This window comes from Labrys sp. WJW, assembly GCF_001676615.1.
GTDB classification, from domain to species: domain Bacteria; phylum Pseudomonadota; class Alphaproteobacteria; order Rhizobiales; family Labraceae; genus Labrys; species Labrys sedimenti.
Genome location: NZ_LYXZ01000014.1, coordinates 112,666 through 138,574 on the forward strand (window position 1 = coordinate 112,666; position 25,909 = coordinate 138,574).

Annotated in this window: 26 protein-coding genes; 12 read left to right on the forward strand and 14 right to left on the reverse strand. The window is 64.3% G+C overall.

Annotation, left to right across the window (positions count from 1 at the left end; genetic code table 11):
* Positions 1–7 precede the first annotated feature (7 nt).
* Positions 8–409, forward strand: coding sequence for a nucleoside diphosphate kinase regulator (gene rnk / locus BA190_RS09650; RefSeq protein WP_068285620.1), 402 nt, complete (start codon positions 8–10; stop codon positions 407–409).
* A gap of 15 nt (positions 410–424) precedes the next feature.
* On the opposite strand, the gene BA190_RS09655 is transcribed toward rnk, so the two are convergent.
* Positions 425–1,741: a hypothetical protein gene (locus BA190_RS09655; protein WP_068285622.1), complete on the reverse strand. Its 1,317-nt coding sequence runs from the start codon at positions 1,739–1,741 to the stop codon at positions 425–427.
* 206 nt (positions 1,742–1,947) lie between these two features.
* Positions 1,948–3,237 carry an adenylosuccinate synthase gene (locus tag BA190_RS09660; protein WP_068285624.1) on the reverse strand — a complete coding sequence of 430 codons (1,290 nt, stop codon included), beginning with the start codon at positions 3,235–3,237 and terminating at the stop codon, positions 1,948–1,950.
* On the opposite strand from BA190_RS09660, the gene BA190_RS35850 reads away from it, so the two are divergent.
* The 5 genes from BA190_RS35850 to BA190_RS09680 all read left to right on the forward strand — a co-directional run bounded on the left by BA190_RS35850 (position 3,236) and on the right by BA190_RS09680 (position 7,584).
* Complete coding sequence (locus BA190_RS35850; RefSeq protein ID WP_156771447.1) at positions 3,236–3,523, forward strand: hypothetical protein; 288 nt, start codon at positions 3,236–3,238, stop codon at positions 3,521–3,523. The genes BA190_RS09660 and BA190_RS35850 overlap by 2 nt on opposite strands.
* 164 nt (positions 3,524–3,687) lie before the next feature.
* On the forward strand, positions 3,688–4,731 hold the full coding sequence (locus tag BA190_RS09665) for an ABC transporter substrate-binding protein (RefSeq protein WP_245314658.1): 1,044 nt from the start codon (positions 3,688–3,690) through the stop codon (positions 4,729–4,731).
* Positions 4,732–4,802: 71 nt separating this feature from the next.
* Positions 4,803–5,702 carry an ABC transporter permease subunit gene (locus BA190_RS09670; protein WP_068285628.1) on the forward strand — a complete coding sequence of 300 codons (900 nt, stop codon included), beginning with the start codon at positions 4,803–4,805 and terminating at the stop codon, positions 5,700–5,702.
* Complete coding sequence (locus tag BA190_RS09675; protein WP_068285630.1) at positions 5,699–6,484, forward strand: ABC transporter permease; 786 nt, start codon at positions 5,699–5,701, stop codon at positions 6,482–6,484. Before BA190_RS09670 ends, BA190_RS09675 begins: the two co-directional genes overlap by 4 nt.
* Before the next feature lie 20 nt (positions 6,485–6,504).
* Positions 6,505–7,584, forward strand: a complete 1,080-nt coding sequence (locus BA190_RS09680) for an ABC transporter ATP-binding protein (RefSeq protein ID WP_068285632.1) — start codon at positions 6,505–6,507, stop codon at positions 7,582–7,584.
* Positions 7,585–7,728: 144 nt separating this feature from the next.
* Here BA190_RS09680 and BA190_RS09685 read toward each other — a convergent pair whose 3' ends face one another.
* From BA190_RS09685 to BA190_RS09695, 3 genes are all read right to left on the reverse strand, one after another.
* Positions 7,729–8,553 (reverse strand): creatininase family protein, encoded by an 825-nt coding sequence (locus tag BA190_RS09685; protein WP_068285916.1) that lies wholly within the window; start codon positions 8,551–8,553, stop codon positions 7,729–7,731.
* Between the two features lie 81 nt (positions 8,554–8,634).
* A complete protein-coding gene (locus tag BA190_RS09690; RefSeq protein ID WP_068285634.1) occupies positions 8,635–9,810 on the reverse strand; it encodes a DUF6600 domain-containing protein in 1,176 nt (391 codons plus the stop codon).
* Positions 9,811–9,982: 172 nt separating this feature from the next.
* The gene (locus tag BA190_RS09695; RefSeq protein WP_068285636.1) at positions 9,983–10,162 is read right to left on the reverse strand and encodes a YdcH family protein; all 180 of its coding nucleotides are present in this window, start codon (positions 10,160–10,162) and stop codon (positions 9,983–9,985) included.
* 367 nt (positions 10,163–10,529) lie between these two features.
* Here BA190_RS09695 and BA190_RS09700 point away from each other — a divergent pair, with 367 nt between their 5' ends.
* Entirely contained in the window at positions 10,530–10,754 is a 225-nt protein-coding gene (locus tag BA190_RS09700) for a YdcH family protein (RefSeq protein ID WP_068285637.1), read from the forward strand.
* A 64-nt stretch (positions 10,755–10,818) separates the two neighbouring features.
* Here the strand turns inward: BA190_RS09700 and gcvA are convergent, their stop codons facing one another.
* A complete protein-coding gene (gene gcvA / locus BA190_RS09705) occupies positions 10,819–11,739 on the reverse strand; it encodes a transcriptional regulator GcvA (RefSeq protein ID WP_068285639.1) in 921 nt (306 codons plus the stop codon).
* Between the two features lie 130 nt (positions 11,740–11,869).
* Between gcvA and BA190_RS09710 the strand changes: the two genes are divergently transcribed.
* Positions 11,870–12,160 (forward strand): hypothetical protein, encoded by a 291-nt coding sequence (locus BA190_RS09710; RefSeq protein ID WP_068285641.1) that lies wholly within the window; start codon positions 11,870–11,872, stop codon positions 12,158–12,160.
* Positions 12,161–12,374: 214 nt separating this feature from the next.
* Here the strand turns inward: BA190_RS09710 and BA190_RS09715 are convergent, their stop codons facing one another.
* Positions 12,375–13,094, reverse strand: coding sequence for a DUF1013 domain-containing protein (locus BA190_RS09715; protein WP_068285643.1), 720 nt, complete (start codon positions 13,092–13,094; stop codon positions 12,375–12,377).
* Between the two features lie 216 nt (positions 13,095–13,310).
* Between BA190_RS09715 and BA190_RS09720 the strand changes: the two genes are divergently transcribed.
* Both BA190_RS09720 and BA190_RS09725 read left to right on the forward strand, forming a co-directional pair.
* Positions 13,311–14,219 (forward strand): DUF1444 family protein, encoded by a 909-nt coding sequence (locus BA190_RS09720; RefSeq protein WP_068285645.1) that lies wholly within the window; start codon positions 13,311–13,313, stop codon positions 14,217–14,219.
* Positions 14,220–14,238: 19 nt separating this feature from the next.
* The gene (locus BA190_RS09725; protein ID WP_068285647.1) at positions 14,239–14,430 is read left to right on the forward strand and encodes a DUF1192 domain-containing protein; all 192 of its coding nucleotides are present in this window, start codon (positions 14,239–14,241) and stop codon (positions 14,428–14,430) included.
* On the opposite strand, the gene BA190_RS09730 is transcribed toward BA190_RS09725, so the two are convergent.
* On the reverse strand, positions 14,420–15,046 hold the full coding sequence (locus tag BA190_RS09730) for a TetR/AcrR family transcriptional regulator (RefSeq protein ID WP_068285918.1): 627 nt from the start codon (positions 15,044–15,046) through the stop codon (positions 14,420–14,422). The two genes, BA190_RS09725 and BA190_RS09730, sit on opposite strands and share 11 nt — an antisense overlap.
* Positions 15,047–15,162: 116 nt before the next feature.
* On the opposite strand from BA190_RS09730, the gene BA190_RS09735 reads away from it, so the two are divergent.
* Positions 15,163–16,371, forward strand: a complete 1,209-nt coding sequence (locus tag BA190_RS09735; protein WP_068285649.1) for an MFS transporter — start codon at positions 15,163–15,165, stop codon at positions 16,369–16,371.
* Between the two features lie 236 nt (positions 16,372–16,607).
* Here the strand turns inward: BA190_RS09735 and rpmE are convergent, their stop codons facing one another.
* Positions 16,608–16,835 (reverse strand): 50S ribosomal protein L31, encoded by a 228-nt coding sequence (gene rpmE, locus BA190_RS09740; protein WP_068285651.1) that lies wholly within the window; start codon positions 16,833–16,835, stop codon positions 16,608–16,610.
* A 147-nt stretch (positions 16,836–16,982) separates the two neighbouring features.
* Positions 16,983–18,356, reverse strand: coding sequence for a magnesium transporter (gene mgtE / locus BA190_RS09745; RefSeq protein WP_068285652.1), 1,374 nt, complete (start codon positions 18,354–18,356; stop codon positions 16,983–16,985).
* A 358-nt stretch (positions 18,357–18,714) separates the two neighbouring features.
* On the opposite strand from mgtE, the gene BA190_RS09750 reads away from it, so the two are divergent.
* Positions 18,715–20,493, forward strand: coding sequence for an ABC transporter transmembrane domain-containing protein (locus tag BA190_RS09750; RefSeq protein WP_068285920.1), 1,779 nt, complete (start codon positions 18,715–18,717; stop codon positions 20,491–20,493).
* A 99-nt stretch (positions 20,494–20,592) separates the two neighbouring features.
* On the opposite strand, the gene BA190_RS09755 is transcribed toward BA190_RS09750, so the two are convergent.
* From BA190_RS09755 to ybgF, 4 genes are all read right to left on the reverse strand, one after another.
* Positions 20,593–21,009, reverse strand: coding sequence for a hypothetical protein (locus tag BA190_RS09755; protein ID WP_082979612.1), 417 nt, complete (start codon positions 21,007–21,009; stop codon positions 20,593–20,595).
* A 305-nt stretch (positions 21,010–21,314) separates the two neighbouring features.
* Positions 21,315–23,240 (reverse strand): ATP-dependent zinc metalloprotease FtsH, encoded by a 1,926-nt coding sequence (ftsH, locus tag BA190_RS09760; protein ID WP_068285654.1) that lies wholly within the window; start codon positions 23,238–23,240, stop codon positions 21,315–21,317.
* Between the two features lie 244 nt (positions 23,241–23,484).
* Entirely contained in the window at positions 23,485–24,528 is a 1,044-nt protein-coding gene (gene tilS, locus BA190_RS09765) for a tRNA lysidine(34) synthetase TilS (RefSeq protein WP_162275079.1), read from the reverse strand.
* Positions 24,529–24,593: 65 nt separating this feature from the next.
* The gene (ybgF, locus tag BA190_RS09770) at positions 24,594–25,751 is read right to left on the reverse strand and encodes a tol-pal system protein YbgF (protein ID WP_068285656.1); all 1,158 of its coding nucleotides are present in this window, start codon (positions 25,749–25,751) and stop codon (positions 24,594–24,596) included.
* Positions 25,752–25,909 lie beyond the last annotated feature (158 nt).

The following is a 25,909-nucleotide window of genomic DNA, read 5'->3' on the forward strand; positions in this document are numbered from 1 at the left end:
TCCAATCATGAATCAGCCCCTGAAGAATCAGGCCAAGCCCAGCATCATTGTGAACGATGTCGACTTCGAGCGCCTGACCCAGCTCGCGACCTCCGCCCTCGATCGGTTCCCGGAAGTGGCCGAGGCGTTGCTCGGCGAACTCGACCGGGCGGAGATCGTCCCCGCACTACAGGTCGGGAACAATGTGGTGCAGATCGGCTCCATCGTCACCTTCGAGACCGAAGGCGGCATCGTGCGCGAAGTGAAGCTGGTCTATCCGGGCGAGGCCGACATCGCCGAGGGCAAGGTCTCGATCCTCACGCCGATCGGCACGGCCTTGCTCGGCCTGTCGCCGGGGCAGTCGATCAGCTGGAAGGCTCGTGATGGCCGCGAACACGAATTGCGTGTCACGGCCGTGAAGGCGTCCTGAAAGGGCGCCAGCGACCTATTGTGCCGCGGCGGCGTCGGCGTTCCAGGCGGCCATGGCGTCGTTGAAGACCTTCTCGCCCGTCGGTCCCTTCTCGAAGGTGAACACGGCGTTGCGGCCATTGGCGAAGGTGAACACCAGGTCAAACCACTGGTTGGCCTGCAACATCTTGGCGTTGCGGCCCTTCTCGTCGGGCGGGTCGAGCAGGCCCATTAGGAACACGCCCGTCGTGACCTTCATCAAGGCACCGTCAAGCTGCAAGCCGGGGACCTGCGGGTCGGACTTGACATTGACGCTCTTGACGTCGCCGACGGCGCCGCTCGGATAGTCGGCCGGCACGCTCATCTGGATGTTCAGCAGGTAGTTCGCCGGCAGGGAGCGATCGGAATTGTGCCTGAGGGTGAGCAGCACCTTCATCTTCCGGTCGGGGACGTTGATCTCGCCGACGACGACGGTGTCGAGCGGGCCGTTGGTACCGCTGGCCTGCGATTCCGTGCGCCAGTTAACGGTGCCCTCGAAGAGGCGGCCCTTCATCGGGGCGCTCGGATCTTCTTCCATCAGGCGCGCGCGCTGCCCCTCCGGCGCCTCGGATTGGGTCGAGGGCAGTAGCGGCGCGGGCGCAGAGGGCACCTGCGGGGCCGGTGTCGGCTCGGCAGGCTGCGGGGCGGCGGGCGCGGGTGTCGGGGGCGGAGGATTACCGGTGGCAATGTCGGCCGGGGGCGCGGCCGGTTCGCCGCCGAGCCGGTCGTTCAGCTTGCCGGGCTCGGCCGCCGGCTTGGGCGCCGTCTGCGGTGCGGTCGCCTGCTGAGGCACCAGCACCGGGCTGTCGTCGCTTCCGCGCAAATAGAGCGCGGTAGCAGCGCCCCCGCCGATGATGACGGCTGCCGTCGCGGCCATGATGGCATACCGCCTGAGATTGCCGTTGGACCTGCTGCGGCGGGGCGCCTGAGGCCGCCGTTTCTCGGCCTTGCGCTCGGCAAAAGCCGGCAAGCCGTCCGGCCGCGACGGGACGGAGGGCGGTGCCTCCCGGTCCGAGACGTCGTCATCGGCCGGCTCGCCGTCGGATTGGGAAAGGGGGGCGGCCGGACGCTCGGAGACCACCGGTTCAGGCGTGAACTCGGCCTCGTCATAATGGTGCTCGACGCGTCGGATCGCCTCTTCGAGCAGGTTGCGTTCCCTGGCGATCTGTCCTTCGGTCAGCGCGGGATCGGCAGCATTGAGCTGGCGGAGAAGGGCGGAGCGGGCTTTCTCATAGAGCGCCTGGCGGGTTTCCTGCGTATTGGGGGAAAGACCCTGCACGGCTCGCTGAATGGGAGGAAAATAGTCCGTCGACACGCGTTCTGGCTCGATCTCTTCACGGGGCCCATGATCCGCTGCAGACAAGTCCGGCCGCCAAGACATGGCAGAAACCACGCCTGATCCTGCCCCGGAGAACAAGATCGCCGCCGGACAATGCAAGCGCCGCGCGGATCGCAACCCGCGCAGTGCCATCGCAGCAGATCACGCACTAATGCCCGAATCTGACGGGATTAGGTCTGCTCTTAGACTTGAAAGGGATTTTGCACAAGGATCGTGTCGTCACGGTCGGGGCTGGTGGAGAGCACGGCCACCGGCGCTCCGATCAGTTCCTCGATGCGGCGGACATATTTGATCGCCTGCGCCGGCAGGTCCGCCCAGGAGCGGGCCTTGGCCGTGGTTTCCTGCCAGCCTTCGATCTCTTCATAGATGGGTTTCACGCGGGCCTGGGCTGCCTGGCTGGCCGGCAGATAGTCGATTTCGCGACCGTCCAGCTCGTAGCGTACGCACACCTTGATGGTCTCGAAGCCATCGAGGATGTCGAGCTTGGTGAGGGCGATGCCGGTGATGCCGGAGGTGCGGATGGTCTGGCGCACCAAAGCGGCATCGAACCAGCCGCAGCGGCGGGCTCGGCCGGTGACCGTGCCGAATTCGCGGCCGCGCTCGCCGATCAGGCGGCCGGTCTCGTCGGTGAGTTCGGTCGGGAAGGGCCCTTCGCCCACGCGCGTGGTGTAGGCCTTGGTGATGCCCAGCACGTAATCGAGCGCGCCCGGCCCGAGGCCGGAGCCGACGGCAGCCTGCCCCGCGACCGTGTTGGAGGAGGTCACATAGGGATAGGTGCCGTGATCGATGTCGAGCAAGGCGCCTTGGGCGCCCTCGAACAGGATACGGCTGCCGGCCTTGCGCTCCTTGTCGAGCAAAGCGCCGACATCGTCCATGAAGGGCAGCACCTGCGGCGCGACGTCCGCCAGTTCCTGATAGAGCGCTTCCGGATCGATTTCGCTCTGGCCGGTGCCGCGGCGCAGCGCATTGTGGTGGTTGAGCAGGCGAGCGATCTTCGGGCGCAGGGCGCCGAGATCGGCCAGGTCCATCAGGCGGATGGCGCGCCGGCCCACCTTGTCTTCATAGGCAGGGCCGATGCCGCGCCCGGTCGTGCCGATCTTGGTGCCGTCGGTCGCCGACTCGCGCAGGCGGTCGAGGTCCTGATGCAGGGAGAGGATGAGCGGGGTGTTTTCGGCGATGCGCAGGGCTTCGGGCGTCACGGACACGCCCTGTTCCTTCAGCTTCTTCACCTCGGCGATGAAGGCGCGCGGGTCGAGCACCACACCATTGCCGATCACCGAGAGCTTGCCGCGCACGATACCCGAGGGCAGCAGCGACAGCTTGTAGACATTGTCGCCGATGACGAGAGTGTGGCCGGCATTGTGGCCGCCCTGGAAACGTACGACGACGTCGGCCTGTTCCGACAGCCAGTCGACGATCTTACCCTTGCCTTCGTCGCCCCATTGCGACCCGACCACGACGACATTGGCCATGGTGATCTCCCTTCTCTCTCTGGCCCTCGGCCCCGAAATTCCCGAGAGCAAAACGCGTTCAGGTGGAAACGCCGTCTTGCCCCGTTCGTTCGCTTCGACGCGTTTTGCGATTCTCGGTGGATCCACCAAAATCGCGAAATGCTTTCGTGCGGAATTCCAAAACCCGGACACGCAAAAGCCCGGCTCATCCGATGGCCGGGCTTTTTCACTTCCTAACGGATCGGGCGGGCGTCGTAAACCCGTAAAAATAGCTGCAAACAGTGAATTTACGGGCTGTCATATATGACGGCCGCTATTGACACAAAAGTGTCAACCGTCATTGATACCAGCGCCGCTGTAAAAACCCTTACGGAGAAAATGGGCCTTGCGGCACCATCAAGGAGTTGGACAATGAGCAGGAAAACGTGGCTGGGTATCGCATCGGTATCCGTGCTGGCCTTGGCGGCTTCGATGGGCAGCGCGTTTGCCCAGAGCCAGGAGCTGATCGACGCCGCCAAGAAGGAAGGCCAGCTCACCACGATCGCGTTGCCGCATGATTGGTGTGGTTATGGCGCCATCATCGAGGGCTTCAAGGCCAAGTATGGCCTCAAGGTCAACGAGCTCAATCCGGATGCCGGTTCGGGCGACGAAGTCGAGGCCATCAAGGCCAACAAGGGCAATACCGGCCCGCAGGCTCCCGACGTGATCGACGTCGGCCTTTCCTTCGGTCCGACCTCCAAGAAGGACGGCCTGATCCAACCCTACAAGGTGGCGACCTGGGCTTCCATTCCCGACAATGCCAAGGATGCCGACGGCTATTGGTATGGCGACTATTACGGCGTGCTGGCCTTCGAAGTGAACAAGGACATCGTCAAGACCTCGCCGAAGGACTGGTCCGACCTGCTGAGCTCCGACTACGCCAATGCCGTGGCGCTGGCCGGCGATCCCCGCACGGCCAACCAGGCGATCCAGGGCGTCTATGCCGCCGGCCTGTCGGCCGCCAAGGGCGATGCCGGCAAGGCTGCGGCCGAGGGGCTGAAATTCTTCGCCGAGCTGAACAAGAAGGGCAATTTCGTGCCCACCATCGGCAAGGCCGCCTCGCTTGCCCAGGGTGCGACCCCCATCGTGCTGCGCTGGGACTACAACGCCCTCACCGATCGCGACACGCTCAAGGGCAATCCTGACGTCGACGTGGTGATTCCCGCCAGCGGCGTGGTTGCCGGCGTCTATGTCCAGGCCATCAGCGCCTATGCGCCCCATCCCAACGCCGCCAAGCTGTGGATGGAATATCTCTACTCCGACGAGGGCCAGATCGGTTATCTGAAGGGCTATTGCCACCCGATCCGCTTCAACGACCTCGTCGCCAACAAGAAGATCCCGGCCGACCTGCTGGCCAAGCTCCCGCCGGCCGAAGCCTATGCCAAGGCCGTGTTCCCGACGCTTGATGAGCAGAGCGCCGCCAAGGCCGAGATCACCAAGGATTGGGACAGCGTGGTCGGCGCCGCCGTCAAGTAAGATCGTTTGTCATCTCCTGCGCGTCCTGCCCGGTTTCTCCGGGCGGGACGCATGCTATTGTGGTCGCCGCGATGAATACCACCGCAAACACTGCCCCAGCTGCAGCTCCAGGCTCGGCCAGAGCCAGTGGAGGGCTGGCCGTGCTGGGCATGGCGCCCTTCGTGCTCTTCGCCTTGCTCTTCCTGGTGGTTCCGACGGCCTTGCTGCTGGTCGGGGCCTTCTTCGACCGGGAAGGGCATTTCACCTTCGGCAACATCGCCGAGCTCTTCACCAATCCGGCGATCGTTTCCTCCTTCTGGCTCAGTATCAAGATCAGCTTCGCTTCGGCTCTCGGCGGTGCCTTCATCGGTTTCTTCGTGGCCTATGCGGTCATTCTCGGCGGCCTGCCGGAATGGATGCGTGGGGCCGTGATGACATTTTCGGGCGTCGCCTCGAACTTCGCCGGCGTGCCGCTGGCCTTCGCCTTCCTGGCGACGCTGGGCCGGGTCGGCCTCGTCACCGTCCTGTTGCGGGACTGGCTCGGCTTCAACCTCTACTCGACCGGCTTCAACATCCTCAGCTTCACCGGCCTGACCCTGGTCTATCTCTATTTCCAGATTCCCCTGATGGTGCTGGTAATCGCGCCGGCTCTGGATGGGCTGAAACGTGAATGGCGCGAGGCCAATGCCGTGCTGGGCGGCAGTAATTTCCACTATTGGCGGCATATCGCCCTGCCGATCCTGCTGCCGAGCATCTTGGGCGCGACGCTGCTCTTGTTCGCCAATGCCTTCGGCGCGGTGGCGACCGCCTATGCGCTGACCGGATCCAGCCTGCCGATCATCCCAATCCAGCTCTTCGCCCAGATCCGCGGCGACGTGCTCAGCAATCCCAATCTGGGCTACGCCATCGCCTTCGGCATGGTGGTGATCACCAGCATTTCCAGCGGCGCCTATATCTGGCTGCGCAGCTATAGCGAGCGGTGGGTGCGATGAAGAAATCCTCCGTACTGTCCTGGCTGATCATCCTCCTGGCGATCAGTTATTTCATCATCCCGCTGCTCTCCACCTTCGAGTTCTCGCTACGCATGCTGCGCGGGCAGTACAGTTTCGAAGCCTATCGCGTGGTGTTCGCCCAGGCGGAGTTCCAGAACGCCTTCATCCGCTCGATCCTGCTGGCGCTCGCCACCATCGTACTGAGCATCGTGCTGGTGGTGCCGGCAGCCTATCTGGTGCGCCTGCGCCTGCCGAGCTGGCGCTCGCCGGTCGAGTTCGTCACGCTGCTGCCGCTGGTGATTCCGGCGATCATCATCGTCTTCGGCTATATCCGCATGTTCAACTCCTCGTCCTGGCTGCCGCTGACGGACAGCGAGTGGACCACGGACCTCCTGCTGACCTTCGGCTATGTCGTGCTGGCGCTGCCCTATATGTATCGTTCCGTCGATGCGGGCTTGCGCGCCATCGATGTCAAGACCCTGACCGAGGCGGCCCAGAGCCTGGGAGCCAGCAGCTTCACCATCCTCTGGCAGGTCATCCTGCCGAACATTCGCTCGGGCGTGCTCAGCGGCTCCTTCATCGCTTTTGCCATCGTCATCGGCGAATTCACCTTTGCCAGCCTGCTCAACCGGCCGGTCTTCGGTACCTATCTGCAATTGATCGGCGCGAACCGGGCCTATGAGCCGTCGGCGCTCGCCATCGTCGCTTTCGTCATCACCTGGGCCTGCATGGGCCTGCTGCAACTCGTCGGCCGCTCTCGCGGCGCACGGGCGGCACGTTGAACCGGCACTGGGAGGCCAGCATGTCCTTTCTCGAGATCACCGGGCTGCAGAAGAGCTTCGGCGCCAACCAGGTGGTGAAGCGCTTCGATCTGTCGGTCCAGAAGGGTGAATTCATTACCCTGCTCGGCCCCTCCGGTTGCGGCAAGACCACGGTCCTGCGCATGGTTGCAGGCTTCGAGACGCCGTCGGCCGGCTCGATTCGCATGGACGGCAAGGAGATTTCGGGCTTGGCGCCAAACCAGCGCAATGTCGGCATGGTGTTCCAGGCCTATGCCCTGTTTCCCAACATGACGGTGGCCGAGAATATCGGCTTCGGCCTGAAGATCGCCAAGAAGTCGCAGTCGGAGATCGACGCCCGCGTCAAGCAGATGCTGGAGATGATCAAGCTGCCGCAGATCGCCGACCGCTATCCCTTCCAGCTCTCCGGCGGCCAGCAGCAGCGCGTGGCCCTGGCGCGAGCGATCGCGGTTCGTCCGAAGATCCTGCTGCTGGACGAGCCGCTCTCGGCCCTCGACGCCAAGATCCGCGTGTCCCTGCGCGACGAGATCCGGGTGCTGCAACAGGAACTCGGCATCACCACGCTGTTCGTCACCCACGACCAGGAAGAGGCGCTGTCGATGTCCGACCGCATCGTGGTGATGAGCGCCGGGCAGATGGAGCAGGTCGGCACCCCCTTCGAGATCTACAATTTCCCCAAGACCCGCTTCGTCTCCTCTTTCGTCGGCACGCTCAATTTCCTCACCGGCAAGGTCGTCGATGCCGCTGCCGGTCGCTTCTCTGTCGATGGGCAGGAGGTCGTGACCAGCCGCGGCCTGCAGGGCGCCAGCAACGGCGAGACGCGCACGCTGGCCCTGCGCCCGGAAGCCGTGGTGCTGGGTGCAGGCGGCGAGAGCCGCAACAGTCTCACGGGGCGGATCGAGCTCGTCAGCTTCCTCGGATCGATCGTGCGTATCCGCGTGCGCTTCGACCAGAATGTGGTCTCGCTCGACACCTTCAACAATCCGGGCGCCCCGCCGCCGCAAATGGGCGAGGACGTCACCGTCTCCTTCGGCCGCGGCGACTTGCAATTGCTGGAAGAGGCCGAGAAGGTCGCGGCTTGAGAATAGAGCTCCCTTCTCCCCTTGTGGGAGAAGGTCCCGGCAAGGGGATGAAGGGTCTTGCGACCCTTCCTGATCACCTTCCGGGGAGCCGCCAATAAAGAGAGGTTTCATCAACCCCTCATCCGGCGCTTGGCGCCACCGCGCTCAATCTTTCAGCGGCCCGTTCCTCAGCCGCGAAAGGTCGAAGTCGCGGATATCCCTGAGCAGGTCGACCAAAGCCTGTGCGCCAAACTCTGCCGAGAGCTGGCCATTTTCGGGCGTCGCCTTGCTGGCGTCGCCCGCAGCGCCCTCGGGGCGAATGTCCTGGGCCATCCAGCCGAAGCCGCCGGGACGGCCGGTACGCAGATATTTGAAGGTCTCTTCCATCTCATAGGTGACGGGCCGGAAATCCCTCGCCTTGTCCATGCGCACGAGGTCGGGGCGGAAGGCGAGCATCAGCGCCGTCTCGATCTCGCCGGCATGGATGCCGAGCCGCGTCTCGTCGTCGGAATAGGCGCCCTTGGGATAGCCGAACATGTGCCAGGAGGTGAAGGCCACCAGCATGCCGTGGCGCACGCGCAGATCGCGGGCGACGATGTCCATCGCCGACATGTTGCCGCCATGGGAATTGACGATCAGGAGCTTCTTGATGCCGGCACGATGCACGCTCTCGCCGATCTCGGTCCAGGCCCGGATCACGGTTTCGGCCGACAGGCTGAGCGTGCCGGGGAATTCCAGATGCTCGTTGGACTTGCCGATGGTCTGGATCGGCAGGAAGGTCGCCGGGATATCGGCGGGGATCAGCGGGATGGCGCGCTCGAGATAGCCCTGCATGATCATACTGTCGACGCCGACAGGCAGATGGGGCCCATGCTGTTCGACGGCGGCGATCGGCAGCACGGCGATCCAGCTGGCGGTATCGCCGGTGCGGAAATCTTCCGTCGTCATCTCGAACCAATGGCGGCGGGGCAGGGAAGCGGTGATGGGCATGATCGAATCCAGGACGGGAACTGCCTGAACCATAGCGCTGCGAGGCACTATTTCAACGCCCTGCCTGCTGGGATCATCGGATCACCACCCGGATGACGGGGCGCTGTCGGGGGTGGGCCGTGGCCGCCGGCGATAGCGTTGGCCCGAATTCGGCGTGGTTGGATTGTCTGCCGGGGTGGCTACCGGACCAGGCCTAAGATAACGCGGTGGCCTCTGAACAACCGGCCCCTCGACCCAGACAGGTGGGCGGCGACGACGCGGCGGGCTGTAGATCGGCGGCTCGTCGCCATAATAGGGCCCGGGCTCGCCATAGACCCGACGTCGGGTAGGTGGGATTTCCGGCGTCGCGACTGGCCGCAATTCCCGCCGTCGGGTGGAGCGGGGCGGCGGCGGGCTCCAGGATTTCATGCGCGGCGTCGCGGGGGCGGGCAAAGCGACGGGCGTGGCCGCGGGTGCCGCTGGGGGCGGGGGAGGGGCGCAGGCGGCAAGGCTGTCGCCGACGCTGAGCGAGGCGGCGGAGGCGGCGGTGTTCAGCCAGAGCAGCCACTCGCCCAGGAATTCGTTCGACCAGGGCGCCACCGGGCCGGTGTCGTAGTCGATCATGCTGGCAGGTTGCGGCAGCACGAACACGGCGATGCCGCGCACGATCTTGATGCGGGTCACCGGCGTAGTGCTGGCGAAGGTGCCGGCCGGCGCAGCAGACGGCCCGCTGTCGCAGCGATTGCCGAGCTTGGCCGTCTCGATGAAGGTCCATTGCCGGTCGACGTTGAAATTGGCGAGGCTGATCTCCTGCTGGTCGGTCGCGGGCGGTGTCGGTGCCCAGCCGGTCCAGTCGCCACCGCCGCGCCAGATCACCCAGGCTGGGCTCCATTGCGTGCCGGGTATCCAGACCCAGCCATTGCTGCCGTCCGAGGCCCAGCGGCCATAGTGATGGATGATCCTGCCCCACACGGTGGGATCGTCATAGGTCCAGCCGTAAGTACGGTCATAGACCCAGCGGCAGGCTGGATAGGGATGCCAGCCGGCCGGCACCACCGAAGGTTTCCAGACGTCGCCGTAGCGCTCGGAATAGATGTATTGGCCATAGCCCGACAACACGGCCTTGAATTCGTCGAGACTGGGCGCCTGTGCCTGGATGGCGGCGGCCGGCGCGGCCTGGGCCCGGTCGGCAACGGCACCGGGAGCGGGCAGGATGGCGCAAGCCAGCAGGAAGGAAGAAACGAGGCTAGTCCCCCAACGCCGTATCGTGCTGGCCATAGCAAACCCCTCCATGGGTCATTGCTTCGATCGCAGCCGATCCTGGGCCTGTCTGGGGAAGTTGTCCGTATCAATTGGCACGTGGATCAATTGAGATCCGGCCACAAAATGAAACCGCCGGTACCGGATTATGCTCCGGTCCGGCGGTCAACATACACCAGCGGTAACTGGTTCAGTGCAGCCTCTCGGCGCTCTTCAATCTTGCGATTTCGTCTTTGAGAAGGAGTTTCTTACGCTTCAGCTCTGCGATTTTGAGGTCATCCGAGGAGGGATGAGCCAGTGCGATGGTGAGTTCCGTTTCAAGAGCGTGATGTTTGCGCTCCAGTTCAACCAAATGCGACTGCACAGGCATTAACGGCTCCTTGTGTCACAGTTCCGACATTTAACGTTCTCACGAAAAGGCGCACATGTCGAAGGAAAATCGCGGATTCCGGCGTTGAATCGATTGTGCAAAGCAACAATAAATTTAGTCGGAACAATAGCTTACCGCACGGTAATGCTGTGTGGAGGGGCCAAAAAGAATGCGAGATCAAAGGCCTAGGAAGGGCTTTTGAAAGTTGTCCGGCAAGCTTCGCCAAACGGGTGTAAATAGATGGCGATATCTTGCCGCAGCGCTTGCGGGCGAGGAATCGGCTCGGCATAGTTTGGCACCGTGCCCGGATGGGCATGGAGCGGCAGAATGGTCGAAATACCGAAGCTGCCATTCGGAATGGAAGGGTATGGGCTTGTCAAATCCGCTCACCGAGGAGGAGGAAGCCGCGATGGTTGCGGAGCTGGGACAGCTTCGCCAGGAACACCGCGATCTCGATGCCGCGATTGCCGCTCTGGAACAGGTGGGAACTCCCGATCGTCTGCAGCTTCAGCGCCTGAAGAAGCGCAAGCTCCATCTCAAGGATCGCATGTCCTTGCTCGAGGACCTGCTGACGCCGGACATCATCGCCTGACGCTTGGGGCCGCCGGGGCATAGCGTCGGCGTGGTTTCGACAGGGATGTAGGCGATCCGAGCGGTCAAACTGCCTTGCCGCTGGCGATGTCGGCGAGCATCCAGTCCCGGAACGCCTTGATCATCGGCTTGTCCGCCTTGGCCCTCGGCGCCACGAGGTGATAGGCGAATTCCGGCGCGATCTTCAAGGACAGGTCGAAGGGGCGTACCAGCCGGCCTGCGGCCAGGTCGTCGCCCACCAGGCTGGTATTGCCGAGCGCCACGCCCTGGCCGTCCACGGCCGCCTGCAGGGTCATGATCGACTGGCTGAAATGCAGGCCGCGCGTGGGATCGGGCTTGTCCGCCTTGGCGGCCATCAGCCACATGCGCCAGTCCGGCCACATCGAATCCTGGCTGTGCCAGTCGAGATGGATCAGGGTGAAATATTGCAGGTCGTCGGGTTCCCTCAGGGGGACGGGTCCGTGCAGAAGCTGCGGGCTGCAGATCGGAAAGACGTCCTCGACGAAGAGGCGATCTGAGCGCAGGCCGGCATAGGCGCCGCGGCCGAAGCGGATGGCGACGTCGATTTCCTGGCGGCTGAAATCGGCGAGCGTATCGGAAATGTCGATGCGCATGTCGATGTCCGGAAATTGCTGGCGGAAACGCGGTAGGCGCGGCACCAGCCATTTGGCGGCGAAGGATGAACCGGAAGAAACGGTGAAACTCATGCGCTGGGTGGTGTTGGCGGCGCGGCGCAGGGCCTCGTCGATGGTGCGCAGCGCGCCGCTGGTCGATTCGAGCAGCTCTTCCCCGGCATGGGTGAGCTTCATGCTGCGGCTGGTGCGAAAGAACAGCCGGGTGCCGAGGCGGTCTTCGAAAGCGCGGATCTGGCTGCTGACCGCAGCGGGGGTCACGTCGAGCTCGATCGCGGCCTTGGCGAAGCTCAGATGGCGAGCGGCGACGGCAAAGGTCCACAGTGCCCCCAGACCGGCTCCCGATTTGCTCATGCCCACCCTATGATCATCAAGTTTTTATTGACGGTGAAGAAAGGTCATCTCCGTTGATAATCTACCATAAAGCATTGAAAATAGGAAACATATCGCGAGGGCGCATTTACTTTTTGTTGAGGGTACGAGTATGTCGAGCGTCGAATTCCACGAAGATGAATGGGGCCGGCACTGGAGCTATGCCCCCGCCCTGCACGGGACGCAGGTGCGCCTGCATTATTCGATCGCCGCCGCTGTGGTCGGTGCCGTTGCCTCCTTCGTCGAGGCGATCTCCGGCGGCTTGGCGCAGCTTGGAGAACAGCGGCAGGCCGCGGCTATGGCGGGATACCAGCGCGACCTTTATGGCGACAACGACGTGCTGCCTGTCGGCTATGTCCGTTACGAGGGTGTGCGTGACGAGTTCGGGCGCGCGCTTCCATAAGGACAGACACCCGCAATTCTGTCGGATGAGAGGGCGTGATCATCGATCGCGCCCTTTTGCGTGGCCGGGATCCCGCGCAGGAGAGCCTGGGTTTAAGGTGCAGCGCCCGGGATCGCGGCACGGCCGGCGGATGGCTTTCGCAAGAAAAAGGGCCCTTCCGCGTCGGCGGAAAAGCCCATTTCGAATGATTGATGCGGACGGGTCGCCGAGGGCGTCAGTCTTCCTTCTGCTTGATGCCCTTGAGCTTGGCGAACACGTTGGCGACGTCGAGCTCGTCCTCGTCTTCCGTCTGGCGCGGCTTGTTGCCGAGCGAGGCGAAGGGGTCGTCCTGCCTCTGGCTGCGGTCGGTCGCCGGTCCCGTGGTGATCTCGGCGGGCAGCAGCGTGGCGCTCTCGGCCTCGGGCGGCCGGTCCTTGGAGGCTCGGGCGACTTCGAAGTCGAGGTCGATCTGCGTGCACAGGCCCAGCATGACCGGATCGGCCGGGGTCAACTGCGCCGTGTTCCAATGGGTGCGGTCGCGGATGGCCGCGATCGTCGTCTTGGTGGTGCCGACCAGACGCATGATCTGGGCGTCCTTGAGTTCGGGATGGTTCTTGACCAGCCAGAGAATGGCATTGGGACGGTCCTGGCGCCGCGAGACCGGCGTATAACGCGGACCCTTCTTGACCTTGGCGACGGCGATCTTGACCTTCGGCTCTGCCAGCCGGAGACGATGATGAGAATCGCGCTCGCCGCGGGCAATCTCCTCGCGGGTGAGCTGGTTGGAGATCACGGGATCCTGGCCCTTGATACCGGCCGCGACTTCACCGTCGGCGATGCCCTTGACCTCCAACGGATGCAGTTTGCAGAACTCGGCGATCTGGTCGAAGGTGAGGGCGGTGTTCTCAACCAGCCAGACAGCAGTGGCCTTCGGCATCAGCGGGGCGGTCGACATTTGCATCTCCTCGGAAAGCATGGGCTCGCTGCCGCCTCGCTCCAGCCTCCTGGAACGAAGCCCGACGCGAGCTGATTGTCGGGATTCAACACTTCATATAGTCGTCGTCGGCCCGAAAGGAAAGCCTGTTCCGCCGCTTTCCCGCCGGGATTGTCGACAGGGAGGTGCCCTGGCTATGGTAATTGCCTCGATGGGGGGCAAATGCACGAGGGTGTGATGGCAGGGCGGAGCCAGGGCGGCATCGGACGTCGCCGGGTGCTGCAAGCAATGCTCGGACTGGCTGTCGCCGGTCCCACGGCGGCGGGCGCTGCCGAAAGGTTTCGCGAAGAAGTGGTCGCCTTGCTGCGCCGGCGCCGGCCCGGCTTGAAATTCACGCTGCCCGGTGATGATCCCGAGAGTATTCATGTCAAGGTCGGCGAAGATACGATGCAGGTCTATCTCGGCAATCTGCAGCGCGAACTCGGGACGGTACAGGGGGCGGATCGGGAGAGCCAGATCCTCGCTTTTTTCGATCGCATCCGTACCGCCAGGCCAGCCGATGACGAGGAACGCAGGCGCTGGCAGGACGCGCGCGCCAAACTGCGCCTGCAGCTTGTGCCGATCGAATATCGCCAGCAGGCCAAGGAGCTGGTCTCACGAGACCTGGCGGCTAAGGTGCTGATTGCCTATGCGCTCGATCAGGGTGAGCGCTATGCGCTCGTCACGACGGATGATCTGAAGACATGGGGCGTCGATGCCGATGCCGTCCATGAAGCAGCCCTGGCCGGGCTGGAGGCAGTCTCCGGCAAGCTGGTGGTCGAGGCCGAGAAATCGGCGAAAGGCCGCGGTGCCTACGCCACCATCTTGACCAATGATGGCTATGACGCTGCCCGTCTGCTGCTGCCCTCGGTCCGGCAAAAACTGCTGCAGGCGTTGGGCAGTGACCTCGCCATCGCCGGCATCCCCAATCGGGACTTCCTGGTGGCCTGGACCCCCGACTTCTCGGCGCGGGCCGATTTTGCCGCGAAGGTGAGCGAAGATTCCAAGTCGCGCTCACATCCGCTCACCGATGAGCTTTTCGTAATCGAGGCGAATGGGTTTAGAGTGGCTACCGCGGCCGAGCTCGTCGAGCAGCGCCGGATCTGATGGGAAGTGAGGAGGCGACATGGCTGTATTCGATGACGAGCCGCGAAAGGTAACGGTGGCACATCAGATCGGGCAGGACCTCTCGACCCTGTCGCTGCATGAACTCGAGGAACGCATCGCGGCCCTGAAACAGGAGATCGTGCGCCTGGAGGAAGCCAGGGCCAGCAAGGCAGCCTCGCTTTCGGCGGCAAGCGCTTTTTTCAAGACTTGAACCTTTCAGGAGAGCTCTGCCGTTCAGCGGGATGACGCAGAAGGCCGTTCAATAACGCATGAAAGGCCTTCACCGCCTGCTTTGACGCTGCCCTGGGATCGGCGGCATTGGCGATCCATTGCGAGGCATGCCAGGTGGCGCCATTGACGAGCCGGGCCGCAGCCTCCGGGTCGACATCGTCGAGAACACTGTTCCGCTTCAGCGCGGCCAATGTCGCGCTCATCGAGGCGATGCAGCCATCCTGGCTCGGCCATTGCGATGGATCACCGAGGACGGCCGGACCGTCGCGAAACAGGATGCGCTGGATCTCCGGCTCCAATGCCATTTCGATATAGGCCGAGCATTCGGCGACGAAACCCTGCCAGGGATCTTCGGCCTGGCCTGAAATCGCGGAGAGCCGCTTGGATATTTCGGCGTCGAGTTCCGTGATCACCGCCGCGAACAGGCCCTTCTTGTCGCCGAAATGATGATAGAGCGCGCCGCGCGTCAGGCCGGCCGCTGCGGTGAAATCGTCCATCGACGCCTGCGCATAACCGAAAGTGCCGAAGGCCGCGCGCCCTGCGGCGACCAGCTTGGCACGCGTCTCGACGATCATCTGGGCTCGCGGCCTACGGATCATGTCATCTCTCTCATATACGCTACGTATGTTATTTGACATACGATGCGTATGCAACTATGTCGAATACATACGTTGCGTATGTCAATGCATTCTCTTCCCCTTTGGAGTGCCCGATGTCCAATCCTTACAGCCAGATCTTTCGAGCGCCGGGGGCAAAGGCCTTCGCGGCCGCCGGCTTCCTGGCGCGACTGCCGCTCGCGATGGTGACCATGGGGATCGTCGCCATGATCTCCCAGACCCATGGTGAATATTGGCTGGCCGGCGCCGTATCGGCCACTTTCGCCCTCGGCAATGCCTTCATGTCCCCGCAGATCTCCCGGCTGGTGGATCGCTACGGCCAGAGCCGGGTCCTCGTTCCCGCCGCCAGCCTGTCGGTTGCCGCCTTTTCTATTCTGCTGCTGGCCGCACATTTCCACTGGCCGGCCTGGATCCTGTTCGCCGCGGCGCTGTTCGCCACCACCATGCCCAGCATGCCGGCCATGGTCAGGGCTCGCTGGTCGGAGCTTTATCGCGACACGCCCCAACTGCACACGGCCTTCGCCTTCGAATCGGTAGCCGACGAGGTCGTCTACATGGCTGGATCGATCCTTTCGGTCGGCCTGAGCGTGGCGTGGTTCCCGGAAGCCGGTCCCCTGGTCTCGACTGTGTTTCTTGCCGTCGGCACGGCGCTGTTCGTGGTGCAGAAATCCACCGAGCCGCCCGTCCGGCTCGCCGAAGGCGGCGGTTCCTCGGCCATCCGCCTGCCGTCGGTGCAGATCCTGACCTTCGTCTTGGTTGCCATCGGCACCATCTTCGGAACGGCCGAGGTCACCGTGATCGCTTTCACCAGGCAATTGGGGCAGGCCGGTGCAGCCAGCTTCGTGCTCGCCGGCTATGCCGCAGGCTCGCTCGTCGTCGGCCTGATATTCGGGGCGTTGAAGCTGAGGATGGCGCTCGAGCGTCAGTTCGTGATCGCCATTGCGGTCGCCGCGGCCACCACCGTGCCGCTGCTGTTCGTCTCCAATGTGGGGATGCTGGCGCTGTTGCTCTTCCTGTCCGGTGTGTCGATCTCGCCGACGCTGATCACCGCGATGGGCCTGATCGAGCGGCATGTCCCGGCGGCCAAGCTCACGGAGGGGATCACCTGGGCGATGACCGGCATCGGCATCGGCATGGCGACCGGGTCCTTCGCCTCAGGCTGGGTCATCGACCGTTTTGGCGCCGCAGACGGCTTCTGGATCTCGCTTGCGGCCGGCATCGTTGCGCTGACGGCTGCGCTGCTGGGTTCGTGCCGGTTGACGCCGGTATCGAAGGAGGACGGGCTCTGCGCGGCCGCTGCCTGATCAGAATCGGGCGTTAACCGAATATCAAGACTTCTGCGATAGCCTCGCTGCCATTCCAGCTTGCTGGATGTTCGAGTGGCTCCTGTTCACTCTGTTTGACGCCTCCCTGTTTCGACTTGGACAAGCCGCGATATCTTATCGCGGCTTCTTTTTGTACCGATGTCCCGTCGCAGGCACATGTCCAAAACAAAAGCGGGCCCGAAGGCCCGCTTGCGTCGATATCCGAATGTTTGTTCTTAGCGCTTGAAGCTGATGCCAGCGAAACGCTGGTTGAACTTCGACACGCGGCCAGCGCGGTCGAGGAGCTGCTGCGAACCGCCGGTCCAAGCCGGATGGGTCTTGGGGTCGATGTCGAGCTGAAGGGTGTCGCCTTCCTTGCCCCAGGTCGAATGGGTGTAGAACTCGGTGCCGTCGACGAAGACAACCTTGATCTTGTGGTAGTCGGGATGAATGTCGGCCTTCATGGGGTCAAATCCTGCTCTGTGCCGGAGCGCTACCCCGGTCGGACAAGTCAAATTCGAATGAGTGGGCGGCTCGATAGCGCAATTTCGGTCCGGATACAAGCACTGGCCCCGCATTTCTCACATGCGGAAACCGCCTTTCTGCGCGAGCTACAGCAACGTTCCCCTCAGAATGACCAGGGCAACGGTGAAGTAGATGACGAGACCGGTCACATCGACCAGGGTCGCCACCAGCGGGGCCGAGGCGCTGGCGGGGTCGAAGCCGACCTTCTTGAGAAGGAAAGGCAGCATGGAACCGGTCAGCGAGCCGAAAGTGACGATCGCCGTGAGGGCGCAGCCGATGGTCAGGGCCAGCAACGCCCAATGCGGCCCGTAATCGTAGAAGCCGGCCTTCTGCCAGACCACGATGCGCACGATGCCGATCAACCCGAGGATGGCGCCGAGCACGATGCCGGTGGGCAGCTCGCGCAGGGCCACACGCCACCAATCCTTCAGTTTCACCTCGCTCAGCGCCAGCGCGCGGATGAGCAGGGAGGTCGCCTGCGAGCCGGAATTGCCGCCTGAAGACATGATGAGCGGGATGAACAGGGTGAGCACCACCGCCTTCTCGAGTTCGCCCTCGAAAAATTGCATGGCGCTCGCCGTGAGCATCTCGCCGAGCAGCAGCACCGACAGCCAGCCGGCCCGCTTCTTGATCATCGACCAGAAGCCGATCTGGTCATAGGGGTCGTCGAGGGCTTCCATGCCGCCGAACTTCTGGGCGTCCTCGGTGCCTTCGGCCACGATGGCGTCGATGATGTCGTCGAAAGTGCAGATGCCGATGACATGCATGGCATCGTCGACCACTGGCACGGCCAGAAGGTCGTATTTGGCGATCAGCCTTGCCACTTCCTCGCGGTCGGCCGTGGGAGCGACGGTGATCGGCTTGTCAAAACGGGCGGCCGTCAGCACCGAGGCTTTGGGGTCGGCTGTGATCAGCCGGCGCAGTGCCACGGCCTTCAGGAGCTGGCGGGTCTTGGGATCGAGGACATAGACCGAATAGATCGTCTCGCGCGTGCGCTCGACCCGGCGGATGTGGTCGAGCGTCTGCTCCACCGTCCAGGACGAGGGCACGGAGACGAACTCGGTGGTCATCAGCGCGCCGGCGGTGTCCTCGGGGTAGGACAGCAGCCTGTCGAGCGAGGCGCGGGTCTCGGGATCGAGCCGGTTGAGCAGATCGGTGCGCGGCGGATCGTCCATGTAGCGGAAGACATCCGCCACACGGTCCGAGGACATGCCGGCCATCAGCTTGAGCGCCCGTTCGGCGGGCAGGGCCTCGATCAGTGCGGCGGGATCATCCAAGCCGGGCTGGTCGAGCACTTCGATCGCGCGCTCGTCGGGCAGGTGCACGAGGACGCGAGCCTGCTCCTCGATCTCCTGCTCGTTGAGCAACTCGACGATGTCGGCTACGTGCTCGAGGCCAAGGCACACCTCGAGAATGTCGCGGTCAGCGACGTCAACCGTCTTTTCAGCCAGGTCTTCCATGGCTCTTCCTTCCTCTCGGCCGTTGCCGGCCGGAAGGAGGAGCCCGCGAACGGTCAGTCCTTACAAGCCGTCAACGGCGCGAACATTCGACTGCTACTGTCGCTTGGCATGATCTCGTTGATCTCGTGGGGCCCGGCCAGGGACGATTCCTTTGGAATAAATCCAAAGGCCGGAACAATCGCGACTTGCGCCTCTGCGCCGTCGCAGTCAAGCGCTTTTTTGCACTGCGCGATAATATGGAGAGCGCGGCAAACTGAAGCGGTTTGGGCCGGTGCGATTGCAGCCGCGCCCACAGCGGGGCATTGTCCCGCGCGCTCGAAAGGAAGAATAGTACGTGGCCACGGAAACTGACCCGAAAATCCGAGAGAATACCGCGGAAACCGCCAGGAACAGCCGGTCTTTGCGCCCTTTGACGGCGCTGGCACCTTATGCCCTGGCCTATCGCGGCCGCATCCTGCTGGCTTTCCTGGCTTTGACGGTGGCGGCGGCGGCAACGCTGGTGGTGCCGGTCGCCATGCGCCGCATGATCGATTTCGGCTTCTCGGTGGGACATGCCGCCGCCATCGATTCCTACTTCCTGGCCATGACAGGCGTGGTGCTTATTCTCGCCTTGGCCAGTGCGGCCCGTTACTATCTGGTGATGACCCTCGGCGAGCGCGTGGTCGCAGACATCCGTACTGCCGTCTTTGCCCATCTCACCCAGCTTTCGCCTCTGTTCTTCGACACGGTCAAGACCGGTGAAGTGCTCTCGCGCCTCACGGCGGACACCACGCAGATCAAGGCCGCCTTCGGCTCCTCCGCTTCCGTTGCGCTGCGCAACCTCTTCCTGTTTGCCGGGGCCGTGGTGATGATGGTGTGGACCAGCCCCAAGCTTTCGGCGCTGGTGCTGATCGCCATTCCGCTGATCGTGCTGCCGCTGGTCGCCTTTGGCCGGTCCGTGCGCACGCGCTCGCGCAAGGCGCAGGACACACTGGCCAACGCCTCCGCCTATGCCAGCGAGGTCATCGGCGCGATGCGCGTGGTGCAGGCCTTCACGGCCGAACGGCTCGCCATCGGGCGTTTCTCGGGTGAAGTGGAAAATGCCTACCAGGCTGCCGCGACCTCGACCCGCTCGCGCGCGGTGCTGACGGCGATCGCGCTGTTCCTGGTGTTCGCCTCGGTGGTCGGCGTGCTCTGGCTCGGCGCCCATGACGTGGTCGCCGGCACCATGACGGCCGGCACCTTGTCGCAATTCGTGCTTTATGCGGTGTTCGGCGCCGGCGCCCTTTCGGAACTCGGCCAGGTCTGGGCGGAAATCGTGCAGGCGGCCGGCGCCGCAGAGCGCCTGGGTGAGCTTCTCGGCGAAAGGCCGGCGATCTCGGCGCCCGCCCGGCCGCTTGCCCTCCCCGAGCCGGCGCGCGGCGCCGTCGCCTTCGAGGGCGTGACCTTCGCCTATCCCACTCAGCCGGACAAGCCGGTGCTGCATGATGTCGATCTTGCCGTGAAGGCGGGCGAGACGGTTGCCATCGTCGGACCGTCCGGCGCGGGCAAGAGCACGCTGTTCCAGCTCCTGCTGCGCTACTACGATCCCCAGTTCGGGCACGTGAGGCTGGACGGGGTGGCACTGCCGCAGGCCGACCCCAAGCGCGTGCGCCAGCGCATCGCCGTGGTGGCGCAGGACCCGGTGGTCTTCGCGGCGACCGCCCGCGACAATATCCGTTTCGGCCGTCCCGATGCCAGCGATGCCGAGGTGGAGGAAGCGGCCCGCCTGGCTGCGGCCGACGGCTTCATCCGTGCCATGCCGCAGGGCTATGACACGCCGATCGGCGAGCGCGGCGTGACGCTGTCAGGCGGCCAGCGCCAACGCATCGCCATCGCCCGCGCCATCCTCAAGGATGCCCCCGTGCTGCTGCTCGACGAGGCGACCTCGGCGCTCGATTCCGAAAGCGAGAAGGCGGTCCAGGCGGCCCTCGATGGCCTGATGACCGAGCGTACCACGCTGGTGATCGCCCATCGCCTGGCCACGGTACAGGCCGCCGATCGCATCATCGTGCTCGATGATGGTCGCATCGTCGAAGAGGGCACGCACGAGGCCCTGGTGGCACGCGGTGGCCTCTATGCCCGGCTGGCGCAGCTGCAGTTCAGGGATGCAGCCTGAGACAAGCGGTGTGCCGGTCTTCCGACCGGCATTTCACCTATCGATGTACGCGGTGTTTCCGCGGACGCCGATCTGAAGATCGGCACACCAGCTGCGCTGTTATCGTCCCGCAGCGTTTACGACGCGGCAGATGTGGGAGCGCAGGGCGTCCTGCGTGGCGATCTGGCCGGCCTGCACATGGAATTGCAGATCGATGCGGGTGCCGTTGCCGGTCTTGCGGGCGGTGACGCGGATGGTCTGGAGACGGCCGTTGTTGGCGCTGTCCTGGTCGGCGATCAGCACGCCGGCCCGCTTGTCGACGCTGACGACGTCGATGCCTTCGGCAGACAAGGCGCGCCCGACATTGTCGAGGGCCTTGGCGGGGGCGACCTTGGGAAAGACGGCCCAGGTCGAGTAAGTCAGGCCGGTGAGCAGGGGAACGCCGGAGGTCTTGAGGTTCTGCGCGCAGCTCTGGGCTACAGCAGGCGATGCAGCGAGGAGTGCGAGCGCGGCGGCACCGGCGAGATATTTCAGCATGGGACTGTCTCTGTCTGCCGCCCGGGGCGGCTGGGCTGGAGGAGGTCGCCGCTACGCCTGCAGAGGCACTGCGACGATTGCTGCATAGTTCACCGTTCGCGAGCTGAACAGGGGCAATTCAAGGTGAGAAAAGATGGTGTTTCGCCGGTGACACTATCGAAATGGTTCCGGTTGGCGACCTCTGCGGTTGGCGCCATCGCGATCGTCCGCCAGGGCGATACGGAGCATTTCTTGGCGGAACCACCCGCGACGTGAAAAAGGCCGGTCGAGAGACCGGCCTTTTTCGGATTGGATGTCACGGCCCATCAGGCCGAGGGGGCAGGCTCCATGCCGCCTTCCGGCTGCGGCGGACGGCGCGGCTTGCCGGCAGAGATGGCCGAGCCCCGCGTCGTCTGGGGCTCCTCCAGCGGATCGCGTGACGGCGGCTTGCCGTTGAGGAGGTCGCGGATCTCGTCGCCGGTCAGCGTCTCATATTCGAGCAGCGCCTGGGCCAGGGCTTCGAGGTCATCCCGCTTCTCGGTGAGGATGTGCTTGGCATCGTCCCAGCCCTGGTTGATCAGGCGGCGCACTTCGGCGTCGATCTTCTGGGACGTCGCCTCGGACACACTCTGCGTGCGGCCCATGGACATGCCGAGGAAGACCTCGTCCTGGTTCTCGCCATACATCACGGTACCGAGCTCGTCCGAATAGCCGTAGCGGGTGACCATGGCTTTTGCCATGCGCGTGGCCTGCTCGATGTCGCCAGCGGCGCCTGAGGTGATGTTCTCCTTGCCGAAGATCATCTCCTCGGCCACGCGACCACCCATGGCGACGGCGAGCTGGGAGGTGAACTCGATATATTTCATCGAGTAGCGATCGCCCTCGGGCAGGAACTTCACCATCCCGAGTGCGCGGCCGCGCGGGATGATCGTGGCCTTGTGCACCGGGATGCCCTTGGGCACGTTGAGGCCGACGATGGCATGGCCCGCCTCGTGGTAGGCGGTGAGGCGCTTTTCCTCTTCCGACATCGCCATGGTCTTGCGCTCGGCACCCATCAGGATCTTGTCCTTGGCGTCCTCGAACTCGAGATGGGTGACCATGCGCTTGTTGCGGCGCGCCGCGAGCAGGGCGGCTTCGTTGACCAGGTTCATCAGGTCCGCACCGGAGAAGCCGGGCGTGCCGCGGGCGATGATCTTGAGGTCAACGTCGGGGGCGAGCGGAACCTTGCGCACATGCACGCGCAGGATCTTCTCGCGGCCCGAGAGGTCGGGGTTCGACACCACGATCTGACGGTCGAAGCGGCCGGGACGCAGCAAGGCAGGATCGAGCACGTCGGGACGGTTGGTCGCCGCGATGATGATGATGCCCTCATTGGTCTCGAAGCCGTCCATCTCGACCAGCAACTGGTTCAGCGTCTGCTCGCGCTCGTCATTGCCGCCGCCGAGGCCCGCGCCGCGATGGCGGCCGACCGCGTCGATTTCGTCGATGAAGATGATGCAGGGCGCATTCTTCTTGGCCTGCTCGAACATGTCGCGCACGCGGCTGGCGCCGACGCCCACGAACATCTCGACGAAGTCGGAACCGGAAATGGTGAAGAAGGGCACATTGGCTTCGCCGGCGACGGCACGCGCCGTCAGCGTCTTGCCGGTGCCAGGGGGGCCGACCAGCAGCACGCCGCGCGGAATGCGGCCGCCCAGGCGCTGGAACTTCTGGGGATCGCGCAGGAACTCGACGATCTCCTGCAGGTCCTCCTTGGCCTCGTCGATGCCGGCGACGTCATCAAAGGTGACGCGGCCATGGGCCTCGGTCAGCAGCTTGGCCTTGGACTTGCCGAAGCCCATGGCCTTGCCGCCGGCGCCCTGCATCTGGCGGGACAGGAAGATCCACACGCCGATCAGCGCCAGGATCGGCAGAGCCTGCAGCAGCAACTGCAGGAGCCACGGTGTTTCGGCGGGCGGGGCGGCGCTGACCTGCACGTTGAGGTCGTTCAGCGTCTTGGCCAGATTCGGATCATTGGGCAACTGGGTGGTGAAGCCTGTGCCACCATTGACGTAGGTGCCCTTGAGCTCGCTGCCCTGGATGGTGACATCCTTGATTTTACCTTCCTTGGCGGACTTCACCAATTCCGAATAGGAGATCGAGCCGTCGGCGGCGGCGCTCTGGCTGCCCGTCTGCCGGAACAGGGTGAAGAGTGCCAGCAGCAGCAGCACGACAATCACCCAAAGCGCAAAATTTCGGAAGTTCGCGTTCATCTCTCGCCTTTCGCGGCGGACGGCCTGCCTTCTGCAGGAGACGCCACAGCATATCGCGGCTAAAATAGGCACAGGCGAGCCAAATGCCAAGGCAAGCCGGTGGGATAGATAGCCCTGCGCTCCCTTATAGAAGTGCCGAGGGCTTGTCACGGTGAAGATTCGAGTGGCGCATGCGCCACTAATTTCTTGAAATAGGCCATTATTTTGCCGCTTCTAGGGCAAGGCTGGCGGAAAATGACAATTTCTACATCTTGGTTTTCGTGATGCCGCGCCGGCGTTCGGGCTCGCGGGTAACCTGGAGATTGCCGGACTTGTCCAGCCGCAGCAGCGTGCCGCCGAGGCTGCGCTGCCAGGGGCCACCCTGACCGTCTCTCGCGTCGAGAGCCTGGTCGAGCGCCGCCGCCAGCGCCTCCAGGCGCTCGAGGCGCAGGCCATAGGCCGACCCCCGGTTCTTGTCCCGCATATCGAGCACGGCCCGCTCCAGGATGCGCAGTCTGATATCGGCAGGACAGGCCGCAAGGCCGTGGCCGTCGAGCCGCAGGCAGTCTTGCTCCCGATGAACGAGTACCTCGAAACGCTCGGCTGCGATGGCTTCCAGCGCGTCACCGCTGCGTGCGGCCCGGCGGGCGAGCAGGCCCAGGCGCTCCGGATCGAGGCCGAGCGGGGCAAGTTGGGCGAGAAGGGCGCGCAGGCGTACGCGCTCAAATCGGGCATTGCGATTGGACGGGTCCTCGAGCCAGGCCATGCCGGCGGCCTGGAGGGTCGCCACCAGCCGGGCTCGGGTCGTGCCGAGCAGGGGGCGGATGAGGCTGAGACCAGCCAGAGGCACGACGGGGCGCATCGCGGCCAGGCCGTCGACGGCAGAGCCGTGCATCAGGCGCATCAACACGGTTTCGGCCTGGTCGTCGAGCGTATGGGCCGTGGCGATCGCATCCGCTCCGATTTCGGCCGCGGTTTCGGACAGCAGGGCATAGCGGGCGTTGCGGGCAGCTTCCTGCAGGCGTGCGGCCGGCTTGCTGCCCTCCCAGCGCCTGACGATGCAGGGCAGGCCGAGTTCCGCGGCCTTCGTGGCAACGATACGGCATTCCCCAGCGCTTTCGGGACGCAGGGCGTGATCGATGCTTGCGACGGTGAGGCAAGTTTGCGGGTTTTGCTCGCGCCAGCGTGCGGCCAGCAACATCAGGGCGGTGGAATCGGCGCCCCCCGAGACCGCGAGGATGACATGCGTGCGATTGCCGAAATCGGCAAGGAGGGTGCGAAGCTCTCCCAGGGCAATGGGTGCGGACAAGGCGCGGCTCCCGGATGCATGACCGGCATCCGCCATGGCGGTGTCCCGGGCGCCGAAGGCCGGGATCACCCGACCTTGCAGGCGTTCTTCTTGATCTCGCGATCGGCACCGCTGAGAATGGTCGGGCCGGCCTTGGGATATTTGCTGCCGACGGCCTGGAGCGCGGCGCAGGCCGCATCCTTCTCGCCCATGGCCGCCAATGTGATGCCGAGCTTGAGCATGCTCGCCGGGGCGCGCCTGGAATTGGCGTAGCTCTTGGTGACCTTCAGGAACTGCTCGGCTGCGTCGGTATATTGCTTGCGCTGATAGAGGCTCTCGCCGATCCAATGCACGGCGTCGGGCACGCGCTTGTCCTTGGGGTGGCTGGCGATGAAGTTGCGAAAGGCAGCCTCGGCCTGATCGTAGCGCTGGGTCTCGATCAGGCGATAGTCGGCTGCATATTCGGCTTCCGGGGTTGCCGGGGCTGCGGGGGCCGGCTCGGCGCCGGCATTGGGTTCATTGCTCGCCATCGGCCGCGACGTGTCGACGGCAATGCCCGGCAGGCCGGGGGAGACGGTGGAATTGCGTGGGCGCGGCGTCGAGGGCGGCGGAGCCTGATCGGGAACGTCGCCGGTGGAGTCCTGCATGGCGACGTCGTTGCCGCCGCCGGCGGGAAGGCTGCCCAGGGAATTGGGCTGCGTGGCGGGAGGAGCGTTCTGCCCGCTCTTCTGGCGCGAGGGCGCGTTGGGGGCCGGCTTCGGAGCGGACGCCTTGCCGCCGCCTTCGAGAGCCTGCAGGCGATATTCGGTATCCTCCTGCTGGCGCTTCATGTCATCTTGGAGGCGGCGCACCTGGGATTGCAGATCCTCGACGGTGCCAAGCAGCCGGCGGTTCTCGCCCTCCAGCCGCTGTACGCGCACGAGGAGATCGCCCATGGTGGATTCCTGGGCCACGACATAGCCGCCTTGTGACGCGCTGGGCGCCGCGGCTGTGGCCGCCGTGGGCTGCTCATAGGTCGAGCCGGTGACGTTGCCGTCATACTCGGTTTGGGCAGGGTAGGTGGCTTGGGCTGGTGGCTGGGGATAGGGCTGGTCGGGCGTGTAGCCATTATCCTGCGCGGACTGGTCCTGCCCGACGCTGCCGGGCGGCATCAGTCCCTCGTCATAGGACGCTGCGCGCACCAGGCCCGAGGGCAGGGCCAGGGTCACGGCCAGCAAAAGCGCGGCGGAAGCGGGGCGGAGCATAGGGCGGCTCATTCGGTTGCAATCAATCCAAAGCGTTCTGCGATCTGGCGGAATCGCCGTAAATCGCAAGGATGGGTCGAAACTCGGCATTCGAGCAAGGCGTGTTCTCATCACAACGCATCATGCTCCGGTCACGTCGATACCACACAGGTCAAGTC